Origin of the sequence: Paenibacillus nuruki, from assembly GCF_001721045.1 — a bacterium.
Lineage (GTDB): Bacteria > Bacillota > Bacilli > Paenibacillales > Paenibacillaceae > Saccharibacillus > Saccharibacillus nuruki.
This window is the reverse complement of the sequence record NZ_MDER01000031.1, coordinates 207,375-234,012: the sequence shown is the minus strand read 5'-3', so window position 1 is coordinate 234,012 and position 26,638 is coordinate 207,375. Positions and strand designations below refer to the sequence as shown.

22 protein-coding genes are annotated in these 26,638 nt (G+C 40.3%); 15 read left to right on the top strand and 7 right to left on the bottom strand.

Annotated elements, in window-relative coordinates; all coding sequences use genetic code 11:
* Positions 1-215: 215 nt before the first annotated feature.
* On the bottom strand, positions 216-1,250 hold the full coding sequence (locus tag PTI45_RS06740; RefSeq protein WP_069326772.1) for a cupin domain-containing protein: 1,035 nt from the start codon (positions 1,248-1,250) through the stop codon (positions 216-218).
* A gap of 336 nt (positions 1,251-1,586) precedes the next feature.
* Between PTI45_RS06740 and nirB the strand changes: the two genes are divergently transcribed.
* From nirB to PTI45_RS06710, 6 genes are all read left to right on the top strand, one after another.
* A complete protein-coding gene (nirB, locus tag PTI45_RS06735; RefSeq protein ID WP_069326771.1) occupies positions 1,587-4,007 on the top strand; it encodes a nitrite reductase large subunit NirB in 2,421 nt (806 codons plus the stop codon).
* A gap of 15 nt (positions 4,008-4,022) precedes the next feature.
* The gene (gene nirD / locus PTI45_RS06730) at positions 4,023-4,343 is read left to right on the top strand and encodes a nitrite reductase small subunit NirD (protein WP_069326770.1); all 321 of its coding nucleotides are present in this window, start codon (positions 4,023-4,025) and stop codon (positions 4,341-4,343) included.
* A gap of 228 nt (positions 4,344-4,571) precedes the next feature.
* Positions 4,572-6,254 (top strand): alpha-keto acid decarboxylase family protein, encoded by a 1,683-nt coding sequence (locus tag PTI45_RS06725; protein ID WP_069326769.1) that lies wholly within the window; start codon positions 4,572-4,574, stop codon positions 6,252-6,254.
* A 279-nt stretch (positions 6,255-6,533) separates the two neighbouring features.
* A complete protein-coding gene (locus tag PTI45_RS06720; RefSeq protein ID WP_069326768.1) occupies positions 6,534-7,289 on the top strand; it encodes a methionine ABC transporter ATP-binding protein in 756 nt (251 codons plus the stop codon).
* On the top strand, positions 7,289-7,969 hold the full coding sequence (locus PTI45_RS06715) for a methionine ABC transporter permease (protein ID WP_069326767.1): 681 nt from the start codon (positions 7,289-7,291) through the stop codon (positions 7,967-7,969). The genes PTI45_RS06720 and PTI45_RS06715 overlap by 1 nt, the downstream gene beginning before the upstream one ends.
* A gap of 45 nt (positions 7,970-8,014) precedes the next feature.
* Positions 8,015-8,878, top strand: a complete 864-nt coding sequence (locus tag PTI45_RS06710; RefSeq protein ID WP_069326766.1) for a MetQ/NlpA family ABC transporter substrate-binding protein — start codon at positions 8,015-8,017, stop codon at positions 8,876-8,878.
* Between the two features lie 41 nt (positions 8,879-8,919).
* On the opposite strand, the gene PTI45_RS06705 is transcribed toward PTI45_RS06710, so the two are convergent.
* The gene (locus tag PTI45_RS06705) at positions 8,920-9,849 is read right to left on the bottom strand and encodes a DMT family transporter (protein ID WP_069326765.1); all 930 of its coding nucleotides are present in this window, start codon (positions 9,847-9,849) and stop codon (positions 8,920-8,922) included.
* A 163-nt stretch (positions 9,850-10,012) separates the two neighbouring features.
* Here PTI45_RS06705 and PTI45_RS06700 point away from each other — a divergent pair, with 163 nt between their 5' ends.
* The 5 genes from PTI45_RS06700 (at position 10,013) to PTI45_RS06680 (ending at position 16,475) form a co-directional block, all read left to right on the top strand.
* Positions 10,013-10,879, top strand: a complete 867-nt coding sequence (locus tag PTI45_RS06700; RefSeq protein WP_069326764.1) for a LysR family transcriptional regulator — start codon at positions 10,013-10,015, stop codon at positions 10,877-10,879.
* A gap of 137 nt (positions 10,880-11,016) precedes the next feature.
* On the top strand, positions 11,017-12,423 hold the full coding sequence (locus tag PTI45_RS06695) for an NAD-dependent malic enzyme (RefSeq protein WP_069326763.1): 1,407 nt from the start codon (positions 11,017-11,019) through the stop codon (positions 12,421-12,423).
* 157 nt (positions 12,424-12,580) lie between these two features.
* Positions 12,581-13,471: an AraC family transcriptional regulator gene (locus tag PTI45_RS06690; protein ID WP_069326875.1), complete on the top strand. Its 891-nt coding sequence runs from the start codon at positions 12,581-12,583 to the stop codon at positions 13,469-13,471.
* 169 nt (positions 13,472-13,640) lie between these two features.
* Entirely contained in the window at positions 13,641-15,149 is a 1,509-nt protein-coding gene (gene melA, locus PTI45_RS06685; RefSeq protein ID WP_069326762.1) for an alpha-glucosidase/alpha-galactosidase, read from the top strand.
* A gap of 327 nt (positions 15,150-15,476) precedes the next feature.
* Positions 15,477-16,475, top strand: coding sequence for a Gfo/Idh/MocA family protein (locus PTI45_RS06680; RefSeq protein ID WP_069326761.1), 999 nt, complete (start codon positions 15,477-15,479; stop codon positions 16,473-16,475).
* A gap of 139 nt (positions 16,476-16,614) precedes the next feature.
* Here the strand turns inward: PTI45_RS06680 and PTI45_RS06675 are convergent, their stop codons facing one another.
* Entirely contained in the window at positions 16,615-17,541 is a 927-nt protein-coding gene (locus PTI45_RS06675) for a dipeptidase (protein WP_069326760.1), read from the bottom strand.
* Between the two features lie 161 nt (positions 17,542-17,702).
* Between PTI45_RS06675 and PTI45_RS06670 the strand changes: the two genes are divergently transcribed.
* The gene (locus PTI45_RS06670) at positions 17,703-18,350 is read left to right on the top strand and encodes a hypothetical protein (protein WP_245703441.1); all 648 of its coding nucleotides are present in this window, start codon (positions 17,703-17,705) and stop codon (positions 18,348-18,350) included.
* Between the two features lie 237 nt (positions 18,351-18,587).
* On the opposite strand, the gene PTI45_RS06665 is transcribed toward PTI45_RS06670, so the two are convergent.
* Complete coding sequence (locus PTI45_RS06665; protein WP_069326759.1) at positions 18,588-19,769, bottom strand: MFS transporter; 1,182 nt, start codon at positions 19,767-19,769, stop codon at positions 18,588-18,590.
* Positions 19,770-19,911: 142 nt separating this feature from the next.
* Between PTI45_RS06665 and PTI45_RS06660 the strand changes: the two genes are divergently transcribed.
* On the top strand, positions 19,912-20,814 hold the full coding sequence (locus tag PTI45_RS06660) for a LysR family transcriptional regulator (protein WP_069326758.1): 903 nt from the start codon (positions 19,912-19,914) through the stop codon (positions 20,812-20,814).
* A 36-nt stretch (positions 20,815-20,850) separates the two neighbouring features.
* Here the strand turns inward: PTI45_RS06660 and PTI45_RS06655 are convergent, their stop codons facing one another.
* Positions 20,851-21,852 carry a cation diffusion facilitator family transporter gene (locus PTI45_RS06655; RefSeq protein WP_175425133.1) on the bottom strand — a complete coding sequence of 334 codons (1,002 nt, stop codon included), beginning with the start codon at positions 21,850-21,852 and terminating at the stop codon, positions 20,851-20,853.
* Between the two features lie 283 nt (positions 21,853-22,135).
* Between PTI45_RS06655 and PTI45_RS06650 the strand changes: the two genes are divergently transcribed.
* A complete protein-coding gene (locus PTI45_RS06650; protein WP_069326757.1) occupies positions 22,136-22,576 on the top strand; it encodes a hypothetical protein in 441 nt (146 codons plus the stop codon).
* A 65-nt stretch (positions 22,577-22,641) separates the two neighbouring features.
* Here the strand turns inward: PTI45_RS06650 and PTI45_RS06645 are convergent, their stop codons facing one another.
* Together PTI45_RS06645 and PTI45_RS06640 are read right to left on the bottom strand one after the other, a co-directional pair.
* On the bottom strand, positions 22,642-25,197 hold the full coding sequence (locus tag PTI45_RS06645) for a diguanylate cyclase domain-containing protein (RefSeq protein WP_069326756.1): 2,556 nt from the start codon (positions 25,195-25,197) through the stop codon (positions 22,642-22,644).
* Positions 25,198-25,238: 41 nt separating this feature from the next.
* Positions 25,239-25,841: a biliverdin-producing heme oxygenase gene (locus PTI45_RS06640; protein ID WP_069326755.1), complete on the bottom strand. Its 603-nt coding sequence runs from the start codon at positions 25,839-25,841 to the stop codon at positions 25,239-25,241.
* A gap of 555 nt (positions 25,842-26,396) precedes the next feature.
* On the opposite strand from PTI45_RS06640, the gene PTI45_RS24090 reads away from it, so the two are divergent.
* Positions 26,397-26,558: a hypothetical protein gene (locus PTI45_RS24090; protein ID WP_175425126.1), complete on the top strand. Its 162-nt coding sequence runs from the start codon at positions 26,397-26,399 to the stop codon at positions 26,556-26,558.
* Positions 26,559-26,638 lie beyond the last annotated feature (80 nt).

The window sequence follows — 26,638 nt, the reverse complement described above, 5'->3', positions numbered from 1 at the left end:
AAATAGGATAAGTGCAGTCACTCTTTGGGACAAACTAAAATCATCATTAGCATGATATTCAGGTTCAGTATATATCAATAAATAGTATCAATAATCTTATTTCTACAAACTGTATAAGTATCCACATTCTCAAATAGCATCATGTGTAGATGTAGATGTAGATGTAGATGTAGATGTAGATGTAGATGTAGATGTAAAATGCAATATTAAACGGTTTACTGCAAAGCGGCAGGAGCGATAAACCAGTGACGTTGAGGCAATTGACTCACTTGTTCACGGTTGATTTCTAGATTAGTCGCTAGAACATCGTTTGGTGTACTGGAGATCCATTTGGTCAGATCAATCGTCTCATGTTGCCCGTGGTTAAAGCCTACTAAGATACGACACACTTCAGTTCCATTGTTATAAATGTAATGCCCTGCTCCTTCTGGAACATAACCCACATCTCCAGCTTCAAACTGATCTTCAATCAATTCTCCTTGACCCAAAAAAACAGCCATACGTGCTGTACCACTTATATAATATTGCCATTCGTCTGTATTTGGATGCCAGTGCATTTCTCGTAGTGCGCCCGGCTGAATCTCAATAATCGCTCCTGTCATATTGGTAGAAATCGGGAATAGGCGTGCAGAAGCGACCCGTTCTGTACCTCCGCCGGGAACACGCTTGGGATCTTGAGCCATTAGTGGATAGCGATGCATACTGGTAAGCCCTGTAGCGCTACGTGCTGTAGCATCCAAAGTAGAATCATCCGGTACCTGCCCGTAAGCAAAATAAGATTCCTTTTTCGGCAAACGTTGTGCATCTTCAATCGAAATACCTAGATTCTGAGCGACTAATTCGATCGGAGTCTGGGCGATAAAGTCGGTAATACTAAAGGTATGTTTTTCGGTAAACGAACCGTTATTCATAATCTGAATAATATGACATTCATCCGGTCCCATGCCTTGAATCGAATGACCGTAGCCTTTGGGAAAATACCATACATCTCCACTATTAAAGTTATCTATGTACGTTGTTCCATCAGGATGTAGAATCGTTGTTCGACAACTGCCACTAACGACATAACCCCATTCAGAAGCATTGGCATGCCAGTGTAATTCTCTTAATGTTCCCGGAGCCAGTCGTAACGATACACCAGTCATCGCTGTGGATACAGGAAAGTCTGCGACAGACACCTCACGCATTTGGCCACCACTATGTTCATAGGCTGTTTGTTGTTCAAGCCTGTATTTAAATGTTTTGGTCATTATAACCCTCCATTGCTTTTATGATTAATCTTCTAAGCTAATTTGTATTTTGTCATAGCTTCTTTTTTTGCACATGGCACTATAAGCCCATCTATCGTGTCGAATAGACGGGTTCCCTTGCAAAATGGATACATTCTAATGACCAATTTGATAAAAAGGGTTATTTTGTGTCTTTATATTTCGAAAAGCTTGTGATTTAGATCACTACATATAGAAAGTAAGATGGATATACTGAATATAAACCAATAAATTTTAGATATTAAAGATTGTTTTATATATAACATACTCATGGAACAAATCGCATATAGATTCACATCAAAAAAGGGGGATTTTGATATGACAGCAATAAGAGAACGACTGGTTCTAATAGGTAACGGTATGGCGGGGGTCGCAACGTTAGAACAAATTATTAAATTAGGTGGACAATACGATATTACGGTATTTGGCAGTGAGCCACATCCGAACTATAACCGGATTATGTTGTCTTATGTTTTGGAAGGTACGCAGACGATAGACGATATTATTTTGAATAGTCATGAATGGTATGAGCAAAATCAAATCACACTGCATACAGGTACAACCGTGACACGTATCGATGCCGGGCAACAAATAATTCATACGGATAATGGAATGATGGTTCCATACGACAAAGTGATTATCGCCACAGGATCGCAATCGTTTATTTTACCGATACCGGGTCATGACAAACAAGGAGTTGTTGGTTTCCGTGATATCGCCGATTGCCATCAAATGATCGATGCCGCTGCCCATTATCCACAAGCCGCTGTTATTGGTGGAGGATTGTTAGGACTAGAAGCCGCTAAAGGATTGGTGAGTCTAGGAATGGATGTCACAGTCGTCCACTTAATGGATGATCTGATGGAGCGTCAATTGGATTCTGTAGCCGCATCGATGTTACGTAAAGAATTAGAACGTCAAGGTATCAAATTCTTGATGGGTGCACAGACAGTTGAACTACTAGGTGGAGAACGAGTAGAGCAATTGGTATTCAAAGACGGTACGACATTGCCTGCTCAATTCGTCGTTATGGCGGCAGGAATTAAGCCTAATATTGCAGTCGCCAAAGAAAGCAACATCGAGACCGGTCGAGGCATTATTGTGAATGACTATTTGCAGACTTCTGTAGATAACATCTACGCTGTAGGTGAATGTGTACAACATAGAGAAAGTTGTTATGGATTGGTTGCTCCACTGTTTGAACAAGGAATGATTTTGGCGAAACATATATGCGGGATTGATACTCAGCCGTATGAAGGTTCGGTGGTCTCAACCAAACTCAAAATTTCCGGTGTAGATGTATTTTCAGCAGGCGTATTTATTGAAAATGAACACCAATCAGTGATTACAGCGCGTGATGATTGGAAACGCACGTATAAAAAAATCATTTTAGAAGATCAAACGATTGTCGGTGCTGTTCTTTTTGGAGATATTACGGATGCGGCTCCATTGCAAAAGTTGATTCGTGATGGTGCACCGATGACCGATGAATTATATGCCGAATTGATGGGTACAGGCGGATGCGATCATAGCAAAAAGAAATCATCTGTCGATACGATGGCAGATAGTGAGATCGTGTGTGGTTGTAACGGTGTCACCAAGCTTGATATTGTCAGCGCTATTCAAGAAAAAGGATTAACAACGGTCGATGAGATCAAAGCATGTACCGGAGCAAGCCGTTCATGTGGTGGATGTAAGCCTGTTGTTGAACAAATTTTGCAATATGTACTGGGTGACGGAGCCACGATTGGAGCCAGTCAGGGCATGTGTAGCTGTACACCACTTAGTCGTGATGAAGTAGTTGCTGGAATCAAAGAAAAAGGACTTAAAACCATTAAAGAAGTAATGAATGTACTAGAGTGGAAGCAACCTGAAGGTTGTTCGAAATGCCGTCCAGCGATCAATTATTATCTAGGTATGCTTGATCCAGCACAATACCAAGATGAGAAATCATCTAGATTTGTGAATGAACGAATGAATGCTAATATTCAAAAAGACGGTACGTATACTGTTGTTCCACGGATGTATGGTGGTGTAACTACACCGGAAGAATTAAAACGGATCGCTGATGTATCTGTCAAATATAATGTACAAGCAGTGAAAATGACGGGTGGACAACGGATCGACTTGATCGGTGTAGTGAAAGAAGATTTGCCAAAAGTCTGGGAAGAATTAGATATGCCTTCCGGTTATGCGTATGCCAAATCGTTACGAACAGTTAAAACATGTGTAGGTGCTCAATATTGCCGTTTTGGAACACAGGATTCGATGGGTATGGGTGCTGATCTGGAACGTCGCTTTGAACGCTTAGATTTCCCTGCCAAATTCAAAATGGCAGTCAACGGTTGTCCTCGTAACTGTGCAGAATCGTGTACTAAAGATATCGGAATCGTTGGTAACGATGGCGGCTGGGAAATCTTTATCGGAGGCAACGGAGGGATCAAAGCCCGTCTAGCCGATTCATTCTGCAAAGTGAAAACCGATCAAGAACTGATTGATCTTTGTGGAGCGATTATTCAATACTACCGCGAAACAGGTAAATACTTGGAAAGAACATCGGAATGGGTAGAACGTATCGGGCTACCAACTATTTATGAAGCTGTTGTGACCAATGTAGAAAATCGTCAACAATTGATTGAACGGGTCGATCTTGCACTGGCACAAGTCGAAGATCCTTGGCAAAAAGTGATTAACGATACACCAACTCGTGAAGCTCTTTTTCATAAAATGGAAGTCTAAAGGAGAAGAAGCATAATGAATGATACTCAAACATTTTATCCGATCGGATCCATCGATCAATTTTTGCCACAGATTGGACGTGTGGTGCAATTGAAAGAGATAGAATTGGCTATTTTCCGTACTTCCAATGAAGAAGTCTTTGCATTAGAAAATAAAAGCCCTCATCCTAAAGGTGGCCCTATTGCAGAAGGGATTGTATCCGGGCATATCTTATATGATCCGCTGTATGATTGGCAGATTGATTTGCGAACAGGTCTTGTGCAAGCACCGGATGAAGGACAGGTGACTGTGTTTCCAACCAAACTAGAAGCAGACGTAATATGGGTACAACTCTAATCTGATTTTCAACAAAATAATCCAACAAAAAGTGGTCTCTATCTATTAGAAGACCACTTTTTTTGTGTTGATTATACTTACGAAACTAAAGATCAGTTAAAGAAAATATCAAAAAATGGCAATAATTCTTCTGAAATAGGGTAATGTCTTTAAAGCAAGACAGGGACTATGGCAAGAATACAACGATAACAAAGCTTAACCATTAGCAATACACAGGAGGAAAAAATAATGTCTGTAACAAATATTACGTTAGGTCAATATCTACTCGATTGTCTCAAGCGTGAAGGACTGACTGAAGTTTTTGGGATACCTGGTGATTATAATTTCACTTTATTAGATACGTTAGAAGAATACGAAGGTATTGAATTTATAACCGGACGCAATGAGCTGAATGCTGGATATGCGGCAGATAGTTATGCCCGAATCAAAGGGCTATCTGCTTTAATCACGACATTTGGTGTTGGAGAAATGAGCGCATGTAATGCGATTGCAGGCGCTTATAGTGAAAGTGTACCGATTATTCATATTGTAGGTGCTCCCAAGTCTCAAGCACAGCAAGATCATCAGTTGATGCATCATAGCTTACTCGATGGAAATTATGATGTGTTCCGTCAAGCGTATGAGCCTATTACAGCTTATAGTGCAGTCGTAACGCCAGAAAATGCAATGATAGAGATTCCACAGGCGATTCATATTGCCAAGACAACTAAAAAGCCTGTTTATCTAGTGCTTGCTCTGGATCAGGTATTAGAATCGATTACGACTCATATTGAACCGTCGTTACAAGTATCTACTCATTCCAATTCGTTGCAAGCGGCAGTGAAGCATGCGGATCAGTTAATTCAATCCTCGAATAACGGGGCTCTTTTATCAGATAATCCTGTTCTTCGTTACGATCTACAAATGCCTGTTCAACAAGTGGCTGAGAATCTGAATATTCCAGCGGCTTCGATGATGATGGGTAAAAGTGGATTTGATGAACGTCATCCGCATTATATCGGAATGTACGGAGGGACTTTTGGTAGTGAGGAAGTACGTCATACAGTCGAAAATGCAGACTTTGTGATTGCGGCAGGCTTGATCTGGTCTGACCTGAATACAGCCAATTTTACAGCTGAATTAGATTTTCAAAAAGTGATTAATATCCAACCGGATCATGTCAAAATTGGTGAATCTGTTTATCCTAATATTCTTGCCAAAGACATGTTAGAAGCGCTAGCTCAATTGGATTGGAGAAGTCAGGCAGAGATTGTAGTGACTGAATTCCCATATGATACGGAGAAGCTATTATCTGCTGAAAAAGACCAACCTTTACACGCAGGCAATTACTATCCACGTTTTCAACAATTATTAGCAGCAAATGATATTGTGATTGCAGAGACGGGTACATTCACATATGGTATTTCTCAGCTTCAATTGCCTGAAGGTGCAACATATATCGGGCAAGCGGGCTGGCAAAGTATCGGATATGCCACACCGGCTGCTTTTGGTGCATGTATAGCGGCTCCTGATCGTCGTGTGCTGTTATTTACAGGAGATGGATCTTTACAATTAACTGTGCAAGAGATCAGCTCCATGTTAGAACAAGGATGCAAACCGATTATTTTCGTTCTCAATAATAAAGGCTATACGATTGAAAAGTATCTAAATGTAAAAGTGGATATTGATAAGCAAGTGTATAACGATATTCCGAGATGGCAGTATACCAAATTAATCGAAGCCTTCGGTGGAGATGCGTATACAATGCAAGTGCATACTAATCAAGAATTAGATCAAGCGATTCAAGAAGCTGAACAACAGCAAAATCAAAAACTATGCTTGATCGAAATGATGATTGATGATCCGATGGATGCACCGAAGTATCTACGCAAAACACGTGAGTTTTTGCAAAAACAAGAACAGCAACAATAACATCCAAACTCATAAAAGATGGTTTAAGTGATACAATCAGATGAATCGATATATGAACATCTTCTCTGCGTATAGAGAAGATGTTTTTTTGTCTAAATAAAGCAGAACAGCATAACAAATGAATATTTAGTGATGATATAAATAAAAGTAGTGACACAGCATACAACATTCCTTATAATATAGCAGAAGTATAGAGTATAACAGCTTCACTAGATTTGTATTACACATTGAATAAAAAGTTTCTCATCAGACCGGCTATGAGATGAGGAGGGAACTGGAATGATTTCGCTGGAAAGCGTGAGCAAATATTTTGGCAAGATAGGGAATACGAATGCAGCTGTGCAAGATGTCAGTCTGCATATTGAGCGGGGTATGATTCATGGCATTATTGGCAGTAGTGGAGCAGGTAAATCTACATTACTACGGATGATGAATATTCTAGAACGTCCCGATCAAGGTGTAGTCATTGTAAATGGTAAGCGTTTAACCGGATTATCAGATCATCAACTTCGCTTAGCCAGACAACAGATTGGAATGGTGTTTCAGCAATTCAATCTGGTTCATAATCGCACAGTTCGCAAAAATATTGAAATCCCGCTTGAATTGGCTGGAGTACCCAAGTCTGAGCGGCAACAACGAGTGCTAGAATGTCTTGAACTTGTAGGCTTATTGGATAAAGGCAATGCTTATCCAGCACAGCTCAGCGGTGGACAGAAACAGCGTGTCGGTATTGCTAGAGCAATCGCTAACCATCCTCAAGTGTTATTATGTGATGAACCTACCTCTGCGCTTGATCCTAAGACCACTGCCGGTATTCTAGATGTATTGCGTCAGATTAATCAACAATTAGGAGTTACCATTGTGATTGTCACGCATGAGATGGACGTGGTGCGTAGTCTATGCGATACCGTATCTGTGATGGAACAAGGAAAGATCACCGAAAGCTTTTCACGAGCGCAAGATGGATTTACAGCATCGCCTGCATATACCTTATCTTATCGCGAGCAATTGCTTGGCTATAAGGAGGGTGAATAATGGATCAAGATCGTACGTTTAGCGAAATGCTTGATCTGTATCAGTCGCAGATTTGGTCAGCCATAGGTGAAACGTTCTCAATGGTCGGTATTTCACTATTAGCAGCTATTATAGTGGGATTACCTCTTGGAACCATGCTTTATTTATGCAAAAAAGGTCAATTATACGAAAATACGTATGTGGCAGCTGTGCTTAATACACTGGTTAATGTGATTCGCTCTTTTCCATTTTTGTTACTGGTTGTATTTCTGATTCCATTTACACGTCTGGTGGTAGGCACAGCGATAGGAACCGAAGCGGCTTCGGTACCGTTATCGATTATCGCAATTGCTTATTATTCACGGCTAGTCGAACAATCATTATTGGATGTGCCCCGGGGTGTGGTTGAATCTGCGCAAGCGATGGGAGCATCCAAATGGCAGATTATTTTCAAATTTTTATATGTCGAAGCTCGATCTGGATTGGTACTTGGATTAACCACATCAACGATTAGCTTTATTTCGTATTCAACCGTTGTTGGCATCGTAGGTGGTGGTGGAATTGGTGATTTTGCGATTCGATACGGTTATCAGCGATTTGAGACCGATGTGATGGTGTATATGATCATTTTGATGATTATTTTGGTACAAGCGGTACAATTGATCGGTAGTACGGTCGCTAGAGTACTTGATAAACGCTAGGTAATGGTTTGAAATATTATATTTTAATGGAGGCTAACTTTAACAATGAACAATATTTTAACAACTCGCAAATCTATTATGATCTTGATGTTCGCTATGATGCTTTTATTAGTAGCATGTGGTCAGAAGCAAGATACAACAACAACAACATCTAATGATCCAGCTATAGCAACAGAAGGTGCATCTACAGAAACTACACTCAAAATTGCTACATTGATTCCACCAATGACTGAAATTTTGGATGTGGTTAAACCTTTACTCAAAGAAGATGGTATTAATCTAGATGTGATCGTGTTGTCTGATAATATTCAGCCCAATGATGCATTAGCAAATAAAGAAGTAGACGCGAACTTTTTCCAACATGCCCCTTATATGAAGCAATACAATGAAAGTAAAGGTGCAAATCTAGTTGCTATTCAACCGATCTACAATGCTATCTATGGTGCTTACTCTAAAAAGTATAAAGATATCAATGCTTTACCTGAAGGAGCAACGATTGCAATTGCAAATGATCCTTCCAATATCGGTCGTTCCTTACAAATGTTTGCACAAGAAGGAATGATTACACTGAAAGACGGTGTAGGTATGAATGCGATTCAAGCCGATATTACATCCAATCCCAAAAACTTTGAATTTAAAGAAGTTGATCTATTGATGTTAGCCCGTATGTATGATGAAGCTGATCTTGTCGCAATGACGCCTGCGTATGCGAAGCCATTGAATCTGACACCTGTCAAAGATGCACTGGTTACAGAAAAAGAAGATTCTACATTTGCGATTAATCTAGTCGCTCGTGAAGATAACAAAGATTCAGAAGCGATCCAGAAGTTAAAAGCACGGATGGCAGGCCCTGAAGTGAAGCAATTTTTACAAGATAAATATGCAGATATCGCTGTACCTGCTTTTTAAATGAAATAAAATAGCATAAAAAAAGAACCTGATACAACCCTTTATGGGAGGTGTGCAGGTTCTTTTTGTTGGATATCTAGAGGTTGAACTTTTTGATGTTGCTGATTGCGAGTCCAGCGCGGTTTCCATTTCCATTCAGATACGACAACACCCAGCAGAACAATCCCTGCACCGATATAACCTTGAAGCGATAGAACTTCATGTTCAAATAGAAATGCGAACAAAGCGGCGAATACAGGCTCCATACAGAAGATCAATCCTGTACGTGTTGGTGTAGTATACTTTTGCGCAACAGGCTGAATAATAAATCCAAAAGCACTACATACCACACTCAAAGCCAACACAGCAATCCAACCATTAAGGGTATACGGAAGATGTGGCGACTCGAATATAAAGGAGAAGATCAATCCATACAATCCAGCAAATCCAAGCTGACATATTCCTAGATTCAGTGTACTACGAACGATTTTGGCTGCCGCACTGGTAAGTAAAATATACACGGCATAACAGATTGATGCCAAAATGCACAACAGATCACCAGAGTGAATACCCAGCGGGCCACTTAATGTCAGAAGCCCGATACCTACGATAGCTAACAATACTCCTAGTGTTTGAGTCATACGCAGTTTCTTTTTAAATACGACAAAATGAATAAGCGGTACAAAAATAACGGTTAGGCTGACAAGAAATCCAGCATTTGAAGTGGTGGTTGTTTTGAGTCCGAACATAATAAACACAAACACAGCGAATAACGCAAGTCCGATCAGTGCACTATAACCAAGTGTTATCCAATCGATCCGGCGTAAATGATTAAAAAATAAAATACCTGTTAATATAAATGCCAACCCGAAGCGAAGCGCAATCAGATTATATTCAGATAGCGATCCTAGCCCCATTTTCATAAATAAATACGAGGATCCCCAGCATAACGTCACCAGTAAAATTAACAAGTCTGCTCTAGACTGCTTCACGATGTCCCACCTTCAAAATAACGTATTAACAAAATGTTCCAAATTCAGTATAGTAATATTATATTCTCAAGTACACTGAATGTTTGTCATGTATCACATGAGTAAAACTAATGGCTATTTGAGATCATCGAGAGAGCGGATCATAAGGGAAGAAGGCGCACGCATGAGTATTCACAAATTCGAAGTGCTGTTAAAAGTCGTGGAGCTAGGCAGTCTAACCAAAGCGGCTGAAGCACTGGGATTTACTCAATCAGGAGTAAGCCATATTATACATAGTTTGGAGACTGAATTTGGCTTTCCTTTATTATTACGAGATCGTTCAGGTGTACGATTAACGGTAAATGGAGAACAGGTAGTTCAGCCCATCACAGAGATTATGAACTGGAACGAACAGTTGAAGCAGACGATAACATCGATTCATGGATTAGAATCAGGAACAATTAGAATCGGTACATTTACAAGTGTATCGGTACACTGGCTACCTGGAATGATTAAGTATTTTCAGCAAGAATACCCGAATATCCATTTCAAATTAGTCGAAGGCGATTATCAGGAGATTGAAGATTGGATCTCAAATGGACAGATCGATTGTGGATTTATTACGATTCCTAGCCAAGCTTCATTCGAAGTCATTCCTTTGAAAAAAGATCGGATGTTAGCGATAGTGCCGCTGGATCATCCGCTCAGTCATCTGGATCGCTTTCCGTTAGAACGTATTGCCACTGAATCATTTATTATGCCACGTGAAGGATCAGATTATGATGTGAGACGATTGTTGTCACGATTTGCGATTATACCAGATATCAAATTTTCAGTCGGAGATGATTATGCGATTATCGCGATGGTCGAAAATAGTCTGGGGATCAGCATTTTACCAGAGCTTGTATTGCAAGGCAGAGATCATAACGTCAAAATGCTCGAACTGGAATATCCAAGCTATCGTTCATTAGGATTAGCTGTGCATTCACTGAAAAAAGCATCACCGGCAACCAAACGATTTTTGGAGTATATACGCACTTCTCATAGCTGAATAAGGGGCTATAGAAACTGGAAGTTTTTTACCTGTAAACTATGCTATAATAAGTCCGAACTTTATAATGTAAGCGTTATCTAAAAAAGAATGAATAGTGCAAAATCATCTTACCCACATTATTAGGAGGTATCCTTATGGCGCTCGGAACAAGTATGATCATTCGTCTGGAAATGGATAAAAAACAAGTTACATTTGGTGAAGTGGCTGCTGCGATTAGTGATGCCGGTGGAGACGTTGTTGCGATTGACGTTATTCATGCTAGCCCTGAAAGTACAACTCGAGATTTAACAGTGAATCTACCCGAGACAGTAAGAGAAAGTATTCTCAAATCGGTCGGAGAACTGAGCGGGGTCAAAGTAGTTAACGTCTCTGACCGTACATTCCTTGCCCATCTAGGCGGTAAGATAGAAGTACAACCGAAATTCCCTGTTAAAAACCGTGAAGATTTATCCCATGTCTATACACCGGGTGTTGCTAAAGTATGTATGGCAATCCATGAAGATAAGCAAAAAGCATTCTCACTAACGATCAAACGAAATATGATTGCAGTAGTATCTGATGGTACAGCTGTATTGGGTCTTGGCGATATTGGGCCAGAAGCGGCAATGCCTGTGATGGAAGGTAAAGCGATGTTGTTCAAACAGTTAGGCGGAGTCGATGCTTTTCCGATCTGCTTGGATACCAAAGATACTGAAGAAATTATTAATGCGATTAAATGGATGGCTCCTTCATTTGGAGGAATCAACTTGGAAGATATTGCTTCACCTCGTTGTTTTGAAATCGAACGCCGTTTAACAGAAGAACTGGATATTCCTGTTTTCCATGATGATCAACATGGTACAGCTGTGGTGGTGCTTGCAGGGCTATTAAATGCTCTACGGATCGTCGGCAAACCGCTTGAAAGTGCCAAAATCGTACTACTAGGTGTAGGCGCAGCAGGATCAGCTTGTATCAAAATGCTACTATCAGCAGGAGCACATAATGTGATTGCAGTCGATCAATGTGGTGCTTTGGTCAAAGGCGAAGAATATCCGCATGATATGTGGAACTGGATCGCAGAACATACGAATCCTCATCAAGAACGTGGAGGACTGACTGAAGTTATTCAAGGAGCAGATGTATTTATCGGTGTATCTCGCCCGGGTCTACTAACAGTTGAACATATTAAAACGATGGCAGAAGATCGGATTGTGTTTGCGATGGCGAATCCGAATCCTGAGATTGAACCTGAACTGGCTGAACCTCATGTTCGTGTGCTAGCGACAGGACGAAGCGATTATCCGAACCAGATCAATAATGTATTATGTTTCCCGGGTATTTTCCGTGGTGCACTTGATTGTCGTGCACGAGTCATTAATGAAGAAATGAAAGTAGCGGCGGCTAAAGCTATCGCTTCAGTAGTTAAAGAAGATGAGCTGAATGAACTCTACATTATTCCGGGTGTATTTAATGAAAAAGTAGTCGAGTATGTTCGTCGAGGTGTTGTAGAAGCGGCTATACGTACCGGTGTAGCACGTCGTACACCACCAGAATTCCGTTAAGATATCTCTGCTTAGGGTAGGAGGGAAGAAAATGATGCAACCGATGGAGCACAAGTCAGAACGAGCTTTTGCAAGTGCTGTAGTTCAGCCGATTCAATCTTATCGTGATGCAGGCTCTTCTGCACAAGGAACAGGAAGTTTGTTCGGTCAACAGTTGATGGCAGAGCAGTATCGTCCTGAATTTTATGCCTATTATTATAAGCAATGGCAGGATTATAGTATGGCTTACCACCAACATCCATCGACTGAGATTATGTATATGATCTCTGGACATTGTCTGATCGAACTACAGATTCAGCAAGATGCTCAAGCATCTAATGGGTCTGCTCCTGTTCAAGTGCAGTTGAAAAAAGGTCAGTTTATTATGATCGATGCGAATGTCCCTCATCGCTTGATTGTTGAAGGATCATCGCCTTGCCGTATGCTGAATGTTGAATTTGGCTTTGCTCCATCGTCGTTGCAACTTCCTTCATTATTTCAAATGGCAGGCGAAGAAGAAGCATTAGCTGAACTGTTATCTCAACCGCAGCATTATTTTGTGCTTTCTGATCCTGAAGAAGTCTACTATGTATTGAAATCGTTGGTGTTAGAGCTGGATCAACAGCACCGCACAGGTACGATGGCTGATTTGCTATTTATTCAGTTACTGGTGCGGATCGCAAGACTCTGGCAAGATACCCAGATTCATAGTACTTCTCAGACGGAATGGTATGTGAAGCGTAGTATTCAGTATATTCATCAGAATTATGATCGTCCGATTCGGGTGGAACATATCGCATCAGCCGTCAATGTACATCCCGGCTATCTCCATCGGATTTTCAAAAAACATATGAACACCACACCGACCGATTATTTAACCCGTTTACGCATGGAAAAGGCAGCAATGCTTCTAGGGCAGACGGATATTCCGATTCAAGAGATTGCTGATTATATCGGTGTGAGTAGTCGGCAATACTTCCATTTGTTATTTAAAAAGCATACTGGACAGACCCCTGCGGAATACCGTGGAAATGTGGTTCGTTATGATCGGCAGTATGTAGAAGAGTAAGATCGCGCTTTAACTGCCAAGCGCTTAGGTTAGGATATTAGACAACTAATCATCAAAGTAGTCATGATCTTGGTAACGCTTCCTTGTCTAACCACGCTACAATAAAAGCATATAAAACCTTTTGATCACCAGACGCGAATAGAGCGTATTTTAGAATGGAGGATATGATATGTCTTTTAAAGTAGCTTTTGTTGGAGCAGGAAGTATAGGATTTACCCGCGGATTGTTGCGTGATCTGCTCACAGTGCCAGAGTTCCGTCATATAGAGATTGCGTTTACCGATATCAGTCAACATAATCTCGATATGGTGACTCAGTTATGTCAGCGGGATATTACAGAAAATGGACTGTCGATTCAGATTCAAGCCACAACCGATCGTCGTGCTGCCTTGCAAGATGCCAAGTATGTATTGTGTACGATTCGTGTAGGTGGACTCGAAGCTTTTGCAACCGATGTCGATATTCCTTTGAAATACGGAGTCGATCAATGTGTAGGCGACACGTTATGTGCAGGTGGCATTATGTATGGACAACGTGGAATTGCTGAAATGTTAAACATTTGCAAAGATATTCGTGAAGTATCTTCTCCAGATGTATTATTGCTCAATTACTCGAATCCAATGGCGATGATGACATGGGCTTGCAATGTCTACGGTGGCGTGAATACGATCGGTCTATGTCATGGTGTACAGCATGGACATCACCAGATTGCAGAAGTCTATGGTCTGGAAAAGAAAGATGTCGATATCGTGTGCGCAGGTATCAATCATCAGACATGGTATATCCAAGCATCTCATGAAGGCAAAGACTTAACAGCAGGTTTATTAGACGCTTTTGAAAATCACGAAGAATACAGTCGTACTGAAAAAGTACGGATCGATATGATGCGCCGCTTCGGTTATTACAGTACAGAATCGAATGGTCATCTAAGTGAATATGTGCCGTGGTATCGCAAACGTCCACAAGAAATCGGCGAATGGATCGATCTTAACAACTGGATCAATGGTGAGACCGGTGGATATCTACGGGTATGTACAGAAGGACGCAATTGGTTTGAAACAGATTTTCCGAATTGGATGAAAGACGAGCCTATGCGATTTGTACCTGAAAAGCGTGGAGAAGAGCACGGTTCCTACATTATCGAAGGGTTGGAGACTGGACGTGTCTATCGGGGGCATTTTAATGTGGTCAACAACGGGGTAATCTCTAATCTACCGAATGATGCCATCATTGAAGCACCGGGTTATGTCGACCGTAACGGGATCTCAATGCCACATGTAGGTGATCTACCGCTCGGTCCTGCTGCTGTATGTAATGTGAGTATTTCGGTGCAACGTTTAGCTGTAGAAGCGGCGATCACAGGCGATGATTTTCTTCTTCGCCAAGCCTTTATGATGGACCCGTTGGTCGGGGCTGTCTGTAATCCCAAAGAAATCTGGCAAATGGTCGATGAAATGCTAGTTGCTGGCGAAGAATGGTTACCTCAATATACAGATGCGATTGTCGCTGCCAAAGAACGCCTTGCTTCGGGCAACCTTATTCCGACTCAGGAGTATGCAGGAGCTGCCCGTCTAAAAGTGAAAAGTGTAGCTGAAATGCAAGAAGATCGGGATGCGGCTAACAAAAATGCAGGCGAGTCTGATAAAGGTAAAGATCGAGAAAAGGTTCAGCAAGAATAGCTAATCAAACAGCAACATTGACTATCTATATAAGAATAAATCTCATCTTTATTCTATTGCGGAAATAGATCATATACCCTTCACAGGTGAAAAAGCAGGCTGTTGCTGTCTTTTCACCTTTTCTTTTATCCGTGCTATGGGTATGTACTTTCTAAGTTTTGATAGGTGAATGATCTATGTGACAACAAATATCTGTTATAAAAGATCAGAATACTGCTATACTTCGCAAATATGAACTTGTACGCTTAATCTAACCCATTATTGGGGAAGTATTAGAATAACGAAATACTGCACTATGCAACATCAACTGATAGGAGGAATTAACGCATGTCTATATCGAACGAAGGTAAGTTGAAGTGGGGAATTATTGGTACAGGAATGATTTCTAACAAATTTGTCGCTGATCTGGGACACACATCTAATGGTATCGCTTATGCTGTGGGTTCACGTAATCAAGAAAGCGCTGACGAATTTGCAGGTAAATATAATATTCCCAAAGCGTATGATAGTTATGACAAATTATTGCAAGATCCTGACGTAGATGTGATCTATGTAGGGACTCCGCATCCTTTACATAAGATTAATGTTATTGATGCTTTGAATGCAGGGAAACATGTATTATGCGAAAAACCATTTACCATGAATGCGGCTGAACTGGAAGCGATGATCGCTGTCGCTCGTGAGAAAAAATTATTCTTGATGGAAGCCATGTGGACACGCTTTTTACCACCGATTCGTCGTGTGCGTGAATGGATTCGCGATGGCAAGATCGGTGAAGTTCGCTTGGTCAAAGCTGAATTTGGTTTCCGTATGGGTTGGGACCCTGAACACCGTCTGTTAAATCCAGAATTAGGTGGAGGCGCATTGCTAGACGCAGGGATCTATCCGGTATCTTTCGCTTCGATGATCTTTGGTGCGAAGCCTGAGAAGGTGTACAGTACAGCAAGTATCGGTGAGACAGGAGTCGATGAGCAATTCTCGATCTTGCTTGCTTATGAAGGCGGACGCTCAGCAACACTGAATGGTGCGATTCGTGTAGATTTACCGAATGAAGCCTATATCCATGGAACTGAAGGTTATATTCATATTCCACAATTCTTATTCAGCCGCGAAGCTTCTCTACATGTGAGCGATCAAGAAGTCGAGAAATTCGAAGATGATCGTCCAAGTGAAGGATATGCGTTTGAAGCCGAAGAAGTCGGTCGCCTGATTCAAGCAGGAGAACTGGAAAGTGAAGTCATTTCACTGGAAGAATCATTAGACATTATGCGTCTACTGGATCAAGTCCGTGGACAATGGGGATTAAAGTATTCTTTCGAAGATTAATAACGTATTGAATATCCACACGAGTACTTTTTGAATGAAATGATCTAATATAGTAATTAAATAGCTAGACAAAAAACTCACCATTGCGATCATAGCAATCTGGTGAGTTTTTTTAGTATATAAAGTATTTATTGGTTCTTTATCTCAATACATAATTCATAAAATTTTGATAAGCAAATCCGTGTACTTGTTCTTCGCTATAATGCTTCAACAGCTCGTTAATTAGATTCTGGCTTTGCCCGGCATGCTCTAATCCTTGAATATGATACATAATCCCATCAAAGTCCGAACCCAGTCCAATTAACTTTTCTCCGCCTAATGAGCAGAAGTGGTCGATATGCTTGATCAGTTCAGGGATCGTTACGATTTCATGATCGCTGACAAAGTAAGGACAATACACCACATGAACCATTGCATTTTTAGCAAATAAAGCTTGAGCTTGATCGTTTTTAAGATTACGTGGATTTTGGAAAATCTGACTGGCATTCGAGTGACTAGCGATTGGGTAATCGGCAATCTCGATCACATCCCAGAAAGCACGTTCACAGAGATGACTGACATCGGAGAGAATCTTATATTTATTATTAAAATAGATTAGCTCTCTTCCGAAAGCAGTTAATCCCGCTCCTCGTTCTTCTAAAGCACCGTCCGCCGCTAGATTTGCGTAATTCCATGTTAACCCTACCGATAGAATACCCAGTCGATACAAAATATTCATTTTGTGCAGATCATTGCCGATAGGATCGACACCTTCCAATGTAAGAAAAGCACCGATCTGATGTGCTTGCAACTGCTCAATCTGTGACCACTTCGTAATATGTACCATCTGTGAATTTTTTTCCAATACTTCGGTATAGAAATAATGAATCTGGTCGAGGCAGGATTGGAATTTCTCAGGGTCTTTCAGATCAGGTTCTACAAATACAGCGAATCCCTGTACTTTCACTTTACCTGTTAGAAGGCGTTCTAGATTGGTATCCAGCTCAGGCGAATCGGCAAAATTCAATTTCCCTTTAGCTTCTCCAAATTTATATAACACATCACAATGTAAATCAATAATATTCATTATTAACATCCTTTGGTGGTCAAATTTTACTTTCATCGTCTTTCAAGCATATAGTAGATTGAAGAATTTGCAAAATAGATTCATGTGATACCAAATGCCAAATCATACGTATATACAATAGATAGTGATGACTGCAACTTTGAGATAAAGGTGGGAATCTTTTGATTAATTTACATGCTAAATTACAGCTTAACAAAATAAATACAGCTTCCAAATCGTGGTTTCAAAAAATCCAGTGGGCACAAGTATATCTGGCGGTTGTAGGAGCGATCCATCGTGTGATCGTAGAACAACCGCGCAAATGGACAGCTACCCGTCAACAACAAGCAGATATACCTGTTTCCCAAATTAAACAATTGCCACTACAAGCAGGCGATATTTTGTATACACCGAGTTCTGAATCGACTTACTATGCCGGGCATATGGGCATACTGGGCGAAGACGGTAAAGTGTATCATGTGCATCCGTATGGACCGGTATTTTCAGATTCAGTCGAATGGTATGTAAAGCGATTTTATGATCAAGATCGATTTATTGTGTTTCGTCCTCAATCAGCAGAAGCAGGACAAGCAGCCGCATTATGGGCGCAAGAGCATTATCAGCAAGTGCAAGCTTATCGCCTGAATACGAATCTCGATCAGATCGAACGGAGCTACTGTTCCAAATTTATTTATCAAGCGTATCTGTTTACATCCGGTATCAATGTCTGGCCACGTCCATTAAAGTTAGGTAATCACGGTTATATTTATCCTTTTCGCATTATGCGCTCGAAGCACTTGAAGATTGTAGGCAGTTTCTATAGAGGATAAATCTTCAGCCACTTTCTGTACAGCAGTAATCTACACGATAATTGTTACATTCAAATCATACCTAAAAGGCTTCCTTGTATCATCATATAACTGATGAGCAGGAAGCCTTTATGTGCAGATTCATAAGAAATGAGTTCATTATAAAACGTGCAAATGGTTCTGATATAAAGTAAAGTATGCTATTCCTAGCATAAAGCTAATGGTCGACAACCATAGGATAGCAATGATAAAGATGGGTTAAGAACTTTGTTCAGTCGCAGGGATGAGAGGTTTCTGCTGAGTGACAGCTTTGGCGCCATTTCCAATCCAACATTGTACAATGACCATTAGCACGATCATAACACCCAGTCCCCATTGCGCAGTGACAAAGTTTCCAGAATAATCGAATAATAAACCAACAATCAATGGACCAATCGCTCCTAATGTATAACCGCCACTTTGTGTCATCGCTGACCATGCGTTGGCTTCACCTGCATTGTTCGCTTCTTGAATCGGTAGCATTAGAGCTAATGGGAATAATCCACCTGCACCTATACCTAGAATCGCAATCGCTAACCATGGAGATACAGGTAAATGCAACGTCAGTAGCCCGATCATTTCCATAACACTACATCCAACAAGCCACCATGCCCGTTTGCCGAACTTGCTCACCCCAATCGGAATTAAGAAACTTATCGGAATCTGGATCAGTGTAAATAAAGTCATCATATAACCGGCTTCGATTTTACTGTATCCTGCATGTGCCATCATAGGCGATAACCATGTGGTTAACGAATAGAAGATCGCCGCCATTAATCCGAAAAAGACGGTTAATAGCCATGCTTTTTTCTGACGTAAAGGTAAAGAGACCGCAGTTGTCGTAGTTACAGTCTGAGGAGATCGAGCTAATCGTAACCAGCTAAATCCGGCAACGAGTGCCAATAACGCCCAGAACGCTAACGAATACTGCCATGATCCTAAACCTTGTTGCAAAGGCACAGCTAGACCGGCTGCTAATGCCGCTCCGATCACGAGAGCAACGGAATACACACTGACCATCGCCGCTGGCTTGGGAAAATACTGCTTGATGAATCCAGATAACAACGGGCCAATTAATCCAATTCCTATGCCTGCAAGTAAAGCACTGCTCATTAAGATGAGTGTCGAATCAGCGAATACACGTAGTAAAGTTGCACCACCGATTAATAGAAGAGAGAATGTAATTACTTTTTCTAATCCCCAACGTTGACTCCATGATAACGCCAGTGGAGCAAACAGTCCCATACATAATACAGGCAGTGTTACCAATAGACTAGCAGTCACACCTTGAATATGAAGGTCAGCCCGTATATTTTCCAATACAGGAGAAATCGACGTAATAGCAGGACGTAAGTTCAGTGCCGCTAATAGTAAAAGCATCGTTAAATATCGTATACGCATATTAAGGCTCCTTTTCTATAGATCATTTGATGAATTATGTATAGTATAAGAAAAGAATAACAATTGTACCATACTATTGTTTCTATTATTATGATAGTACAAGACTATGATTAGCAAAGAGTAGGATAAGAGGAGGACGAAGATGGAATTACGTCAATTGCAGTATTTTATAACGGTATGCGAAGAGTTACATTTTACCAAAGCAGCAGACCGATTAGGGATTTCTCAACCCACACTTAGTCAGCAGATTAAAGTGTTAGAAGATGAACTGAGTACGCCTTTATTTGATCGTATCGGTAAAAAAATAAGAATTACTGAAGCGGGCAAATTACTTCAACAATACAGCACACAAATGTTACGTGATCTACAAAATGCCAAAATGTCGATTGCTGAGTTACAGGTTAATCAACGAGGAACACTACGAATCGCTGTTTTGCCTTCGGATCTAGATTATCGGATGGGAGCGATCTGGATTGCTTTTCATCAGTTATTTCCTAATGTACGCTTAGAAATTGTTCCTACGATTGAAATTCATGACATGGTTATTGAAGATAAAGTGGATATTGGAATAGGATTGTCTGGTGTACTGGATCGACGGATGGTGCAGGTTCCGTTGAGTACCGAAACATATAGTTTATTTGTTCCTTCAGGTCATGGATTAACTCAACGTGTGGAGATTGAATTAGAAGAATTGTTACAGTTACCATTAATCTTGTATCCTGTTGGTTTTGTCGGACGTAAATTAATAGATGATTGTTTTCAATCGAAAGGTTGGAAAGTACAGACATTGATGGACAACGGATCAGCCGCTTCACAGTTACAACTGGTCAAAGCAGGTATCGGGTTCAGTATTCATCCTCATGTGTTGCTCGAAGATCTACCTGACGATCAATTAATAGCGATCCCGATTGTGAATGATGCTCCTGTACGCAGTATCGAATTATTGTATCGCACCGATCGTTATATGAGTGCTGCTGCTCAGATGTTTATAGAGTTAATCCAAAAGCATTTCGCTCACAATACAAAAACCTCTAGTTCACTGTAAGATAACCAGTGGACTAGAGGCTCGATAGAACATGGATTATTTCAAAAAATCTGCTTGTTTTTTATCCCAACTATGAATACCATCGTCTTCGATAATCGAAATCGAAGCGTCGGCAATATCAGGGTTGGTCATCAAGTTCTGCTGAATACGGAACTTGATATCATCTGCATCAGCCAGAGTTAATCCTTTGTGTAGTTCAATCAGACCTTCTACATGATAGTAGCGTCCTTCTTGAATAATACGCATCATTTGAATATCAGCAACTTGTTCATCAGCAAGAATCGTTTGTGATACTTTGTCTTCGATATCTTGCGGAGCAGCAACACCGATCAGTCCGATCATATTGTCATAACCGACACGGAAAGCGACAGCGATCATCAGTAGCCCGATTAATGTAGTGACGATACCATCGAGAAGTGCAAAGTTAGTCAAAGCAATCACAACGACAGAAATCAAAGCAAACAGAGCACCAAGTACAGCTACAATATCTTCATAAAATACAAGGCGTGTAGGTGGAGCCGCACGTCCCACATTTTTGAAAGCCGCAGGCATTAGTGCAAAGCCTTTGGCTTCAGGAGCGCGTGCTTCTTTCAAAATCTCTTTCATCGCTTTGATTAGAATGGCTCCGTCGATCAAAATATTAAGCACAAGCACTGCAATATTTATCCATACCCCACCAGAATGAGCGACTGGATGTTGCAACAAGTGAATACCTTCATGAATCGTCTCATATGCCATAATCGTAACGACAATAACAGCAATCATACAGAAAATATTAATCACTCGCCCGAACCCTGTAGGGAAACGAGGGGTTGGCTTTTTCTCAGATAATACACTGCCGACAAAAACAAATCCTTGATTGACTGCATCTGCTAGTGAATGCATCGCAGAAGCGAACATGGCTCCACTACCACTGACCAGAAAGGCTCCGCCTTTACAAATTGCCAGTACCGCATTACCTGTCATCGCTACAGCCGAAGATTTGTTTCCTTTTTTGACTAAAGACATGAAACTTTCTTTTTTTGGTTGTTCAGCCACTTCGATATAGCCCCCTAATCTGTTCTATGTATATTGTTTGGACAAGCCTTTCAACCTGTATTAATACACGTTTTAGCAAAAGTCGAAACGCTTTTCTTTTTGTAATATAACGTCTGCAAACATAGGATACAAGAAATTTTATAATCAATATGATACTGTAAACATAATCAATAAGTAGGTAATAACATATAGAGTGGAGATGGCAAATGTAGCAATGCTACAATAGATAGGAGTAGATGTAAAAGATAGCAGAACAGAGTGAGCAGACGAAAGGAGTATACATATGAACCGGGAACGAGCGGTACAACTTATAGGAACGATAGTCACAAGTCTGGTATTATTGTTGATTCCACTCATCACTAAGATTGATTATCCGATCTGGTACTATATCGGATTGGTGATCCTTATCGGTATCGCAATATACAGAGAAGTGACATACAAACGGTATGAGAAGAAGTTTTATCAGAAATGGCATGAAGCAAGAAAACGAGGCTTTGCTTTTAATATGATCTGGCAAAGTATACGCACAGCATTGGTATTATTGGCGATTATTGCAATCTTTCGATTATTTAGTTATGGATCGACATGGAGTGAATGGCTCACTTTATTTACGCCAACAACGTTGATCGCAATCGTTATTATTATAGTCACCGTGGGAATCATCGCAGGCATCTATTCATGGACTGAAAATGAGAAAAGATACAATGATATGAAGCAAGACTAAAAACCCCTTTATCTACAATCCTATAAATAAGGAAAGAGATAAAGGGGTTGGTCTATACATAATAATTAATATTGAGCTTCACAGCAGAAAATCTTATTTTTACCTTTGTTTTTGGCTCTCATTAACGATCTTTCGACTTGATCAATCAAGTCTGTAGGTTGTAGGGAAGCGTTCGGGATCATAGATACTCCACCAATCGTTACGGTCATAAATTCACCTGAATTGGATGAGTCACGTGGAATCTGTAGAGCAAGCACACTTTGACTGATTTCTTCAGCTAGACTTCCTGCCTGTTCTTGATCTGCTCCAACTAACATTACTGTAAATGCACCACCGCTAAATCGAGCAATCGTCGCTTCATGGATACTTCCAATCATCGTGAGTACATCAGCTACCCATTGTAAGCATAGATCGCCACCATTGAGTCCATGTACCGCATTGTAAGCACGTAGACCGTCCAGATCTACCAATAGTAAAGCAAGAGGTTTTTGCTCGGTTATTGCATTTGCCCAGTTTAATTCTAAGGCTTTTTCAAAAGCAGGTCGATTAGGGATATCCGTTAATGGATCGGTTGCGAGATAGCTATGCAGTTGATCAGATAGTGTAGTATAGGCTTCTGTCTGCTCAACATTGGAAGCCATCAACCGTGCAATCATCATGACGGAAGGTTGACCACCATACGTGATCGAAGTTAATGTTACTTCCAGTTGCATTACATTCTGATCGACATCGGTAAAGAATCCATTGGTTGAGATAAGCTGTACTACATTTTCCTGCAATTCTTCCAAACTTTTTTGCATATCTGTTTGAGATGATTTACTGATATATTGAGCGAAATCTTTGCCAATCAGACCTTGTGTACTTTTAGCTCCGAATAACTCGACAGCTTCACTGTTCGAATAGATAATTTGCCCATTGGTAATCGTCAGAAAAGCAACAGGAGACAGCTCCATTAATTGCAAATAGCGTTGCTCATTTTGACGTAAAATACGTGCATTTTGCAGTGCTAATTCTTCTACTTGTTGCAATTGATTCTCTGTTTGCCGATGAACAATCGTTTTGAGTTCAGGCAAGATGTTGATTTCTTTTGTTTTCCACGGGAATGAAGTCGACTGAACCACTTGTCTCCATTTCTCAAAAGATTTACGTGGAGAAAGGCGCATACCATCATTATCTTGAATCACAGCTTTGACTGGATCTCCTGCCCATTCTACAATTTGAAGCACTTCAGGGCGGAACCAGATAATATAATTTTGTTGCCCTGGAGAAAGAGCAAGATAGAGCGCTCCAGATGCTTTTTCTTTATAGGCTTTGGCAGGTTCATAATCTAGACTAAGACGCGAATTAGCATAGACGTAATTTTTGGCTTTGCCACCTAACCAACCGGCAAGTTCGCGGACTTGTCCAGCAGTAGGGGTCTGTCCATATAACAATAATTTATCCTGATAGCTAATGGCTGCGCCAGAAGCACTCATCAGATCAAGCAATGTTTTTTCCTCTTCTTGTAATTGCTCAATCACACGTACAAAGCTGGTATTACGTATAAATACATCTGCAATTCGAGCAGCCTGACGGCGCATTGCTATTTCAGATTCATAATCATCAATCTGTTGTCGTTGATACAATTCGCTAGAGAAGAACGAACCTAGAAAATTACACAGGTTACGAACACGGTGAGGAATATATTTAGGTGAATAATGGTGACAGGTAATTAATCCCCATAGCTGATTATCATGAATAAGCGAGATCGTTACCGTTGCGCCAACGCCCATATTATGCAGATATTCAATATGCAAAGGAGAGACACTACGCAAAATAGACAGACTTAAGTTGAGCGGCTTACCCGTTATCGGTTGCACTGTAGGGATAATCTCTACTGGCGTATAATGGACATCTACAATGGTACGTAACCAATTGCGTAGATATAACTGACGAGCTTGTTTGGGAATATCAGAAGCCGGATAGTTGTGTCCTAGAAAAGGTTCTAACTCCGCTTCTTTTGCTTCAGCAATGACTTTACCATTCCAGTTCTCATCGAATTCATAGATCATCACACGGTCATATCCAAGCATTTGTTTAATTTGCTCTGCGGCAACCTGACTGGCTTCATTACGACTCTTAGTCTGCTTGACCCGTCCAAAAAAGGTACGAATCCATTCAAAATCATTCGCTACCGTATGTTCGTCAATCGTATCTAATTCGAACTCTAAAATAAGCAGCCCTTCACTTTCATGCAAAATCACAAAAAATTCAGTAATTGTATCCTGAACATTAATATTCAAACGTGTATATTGTAGATCAGAAGTAGATTGTGTACTGAGATCATATTGGAGTAGAGCGATAAGTTGTTCTTCACCGATCAGTGTAGCGAGAGGTTGACCTAATAACTCTTCTGCTTCTACACCGAATAAAGTCATCGTATTGCGACTAGCTTGTACAATGGTATGCTCATCATCTTTGGTGATGGCTAGTAAGACACCATGAGGTTGAATTTGCCCGGGAATATGAATCGGTTCTTTATCACAATTGGTCAGATCGATCGGTTCCTGAGTTGTAAATTTACCTTCGGTAAGAAGTGTACGATTTAATAAATCATATTCATTATTATTTGTACCAGCCATGGATTGGTTAGCCTCCTGTAGATCATGATGTTGTTCTTTTGCTAGTTAGGATGGGTACTTAACCATAGATCAAGTAATCGGAAAGTTTCTTTAGCGGTAGATATAATGTTTTCTTTATCTTCTTCGGTGACGCCTGTCTGCAATAATAGATCACGAAAAGCCGACCATTGGGCACGAGTCTCTGCACCATACGCATTAAAGTAATGCAGACCACCTTCAGGATCAACAGGCAAGAACTTCATTAACTGCTTCGTAATAATCTGTCCACCCAGTGTAGACCCTTCGATCACATAAAAAGCTCCATACATTCGTGCAGGCGTTGAAATATCCGGTAAGTCTGTGCACAAAGGCAATTGGTGTATCTCTTCTACAGTCATACCTAAGTGAATCAAATCTTGTTCCAACAAAGGAGATTTGGCACGTACGTTCATATTAAAACCAGCATTAGACCCAAGCTTACCCATATGTTGGACAGCTTGTTGTTCTAAAGGTTTTAAAAAGCCATAGAACTTCGCAAGATAAGTGCGATATTCATCCAAAGTGAGTGATTTCGCCATAATACCTTTGGCATAGAAATTACCTTCTATCTGTTCATGATATACAGCCGTATCTTTGCGTAAGCGATCAAGTAATTCAATTGTCATTTATCATCTCACCTTAATATTGATTAATAAGTTACTTAATAATAAGTTATAGAATTATAAGGTATGTCTATATTTACGATTAGCATTATCTAGAAAATACGGACTATCGTACATCGATCGAATAGAAAAAATTGGATCGCTGGGGAGTTAAAGTATAGTACAAGCATGTGATGAATACAACAAAATGAGGATAACGAAATTAGGTTTCTTCTATAGAAGCAACACATTTGCGTACTCATTTTCATTCTATCTATTTTATCATGTGTATCGTACTGGATGAAAGTGCTGTTTAAGTGAAATTAGCCCAATCTATTCATTCAAAAGTGTCTAAAATTTGAAATACAAGTAGACTGATCTAAAAACAAAGAATATTACTCAAACATCTCTTTCGGTCTTTGAGAGCATATGTCCAAATATACTAAGTCAGAAGAACCTTTTATGGAATGAAATTGGAAAAAATAATCACAATATAGTAGGGTATCAGTATATTATCTATAAGTATCTAATCTGTAGAACTGAAAAAATACCGTAAGTAAGGATGTGAAATGTATTGCTATGGACATATTAATCTATAGTTTTGCTATTTTTATTGTCGGTGTGATTGTCCTCGCTTTTTATACAACAGTGCAAAGTTTTAAAATGAAAAAGAAAGAATTGGAGCTTCGTGAATTAGAGTTGAGCCTGCAAGTAAATATACAATCTACTCGTCATAAGTGAACCACATCTAGCTAGATTATCATTAACATGGTAAAAGATCATTCAAAAAGCCTACTTCGATTGTCTGGTCAAGGAGACAA

Bases quoted from the DNA above. Each gene is read 5' to 3' on its own strand.
- PTI45_RS06645 (WP_069326756.1), bottom strand. From the start codon at position 25,197: ATGGCTGGTACAAATAATAATGAATATGATTTATTAAATCGTACACTT.
- PTI45_RS06695 (WP_069326763.1), top strand. From the start codon at position 11,017: ATGGCGCTCGGAACAAGTATGATCATTCGTCTGGAAATGGATAAAAAA.
- PTI45_RS06660 (WP_069326758.1), top strand. From the start codon at position 19,912: ATGGAATTACGTCAATTGCAGTATTTTATAACGGTATGCGAAGAGTTA.
- PTI45_RS06700 (WP_069326764.1), top strand. From the start codon at position 10,013: ATGAGTATTCACAAATTCGAAGTGCTGTTAAAAGTCGTGGAGCTAGGC.
- PTI45_RS06690 (WP_069326875.1), top strand. From the start codon at position 12,581: ATGGCAGAGCAGTATCGTCCTGAATTTTATGCCTATTATTATAAGCAA.
- PTI45_RS06710 (WP_069326766.1), top strand. From the start codon at position 8,015: ATGAACAATATTTTAACAACTCGCAAATCTATTATGATCTTGATGTTC.
- PTI45_RS24090 (WP_175425126.1), top strand. From the start codon at position 26,397: ATGGACATATTAATCTATAGTTTTGCTATTTTTATTGTCGGTGTGATT.
- PTI45_RS06675 (WP_069326760.1), bottom strand. From the start codon at position 17,541: ATGAATATTATTGATTTACATTGTGATGTGTTATATAAATTTGGAGAA.
- PTI45_RS06680 (WP_069326761.1), top strand. From the start codon at position 15,477: ATGTCTATATCGAACGAAGGTAAGTTGAAGTGGGGAATTATTGGTACA.
- nirD (WP_069326770.1), top strand. From the start codon at position 4,023: ATGAATGATACTCAAACATTTTATCCGATCGGATCCATCGATCAATTT.
- PTI45_RS06665 (WP_069326759.1), bottom strand. From the start codon at position 19,769: ATGCGTATACGATATTTAACGATGCTTTTACTATTAGCGGCACTGAAC.
- PTI45_RS06715 (WP_069326767.1), top strand. From the start codon at position 7,289: ATGGATCAAGATCGTACGTTTAGCGAAATGCTTGATCTGTATCAGTCG.
- melA (WP_069326762.1), top strand. From the start codon at position 13,641: ATGTCTTTTAAAGTAGCTTTTGTTGGAGCAGGAAGTATAGGATTTACC.
- PTI45_RS06725 (WP_069326769.1), top strand. From the start codon at position 4,572: ATGTCTGTAACAAATATTACGTTAGGTCAATATCTACTCGATTGTCTC.
- PTI45_RS06640 (WP_069326755.1), bottom strand. From the start codon at position 25,841: ATGACAATTGAATTACTTGATCGCTTACGCAAAGATACGGCTGTATAT.
- nirB (WP_069326771.1), top strand. From the start codon at position 1,587: ATGACAGCAATAAGAGAACGACTGGTTCTAATAGGTAACGGTATGGCG.
- PTI45_RS06720 (WP_069326768.1), top strand. From the start codon at position 6,534: ATGATTTCGCTGGAAAGCGTGAGCAAATATTTTGGCAAGATAGGGAAT.
- PTI45_RS06650 (WP_069326757.1), top strand. From the start codon at position 22,136: ATGAACCGGGAACGAGCGGTACAACTTATAGGAACGATAGTCACAAGT.
- PTI45_RS06740 (WP_069326772.1), bottom strand. From the start codon at position 1,250: ATGACCAAAACATTTAAATACAGGCTTGAACAACAAACAGCCTATGAA.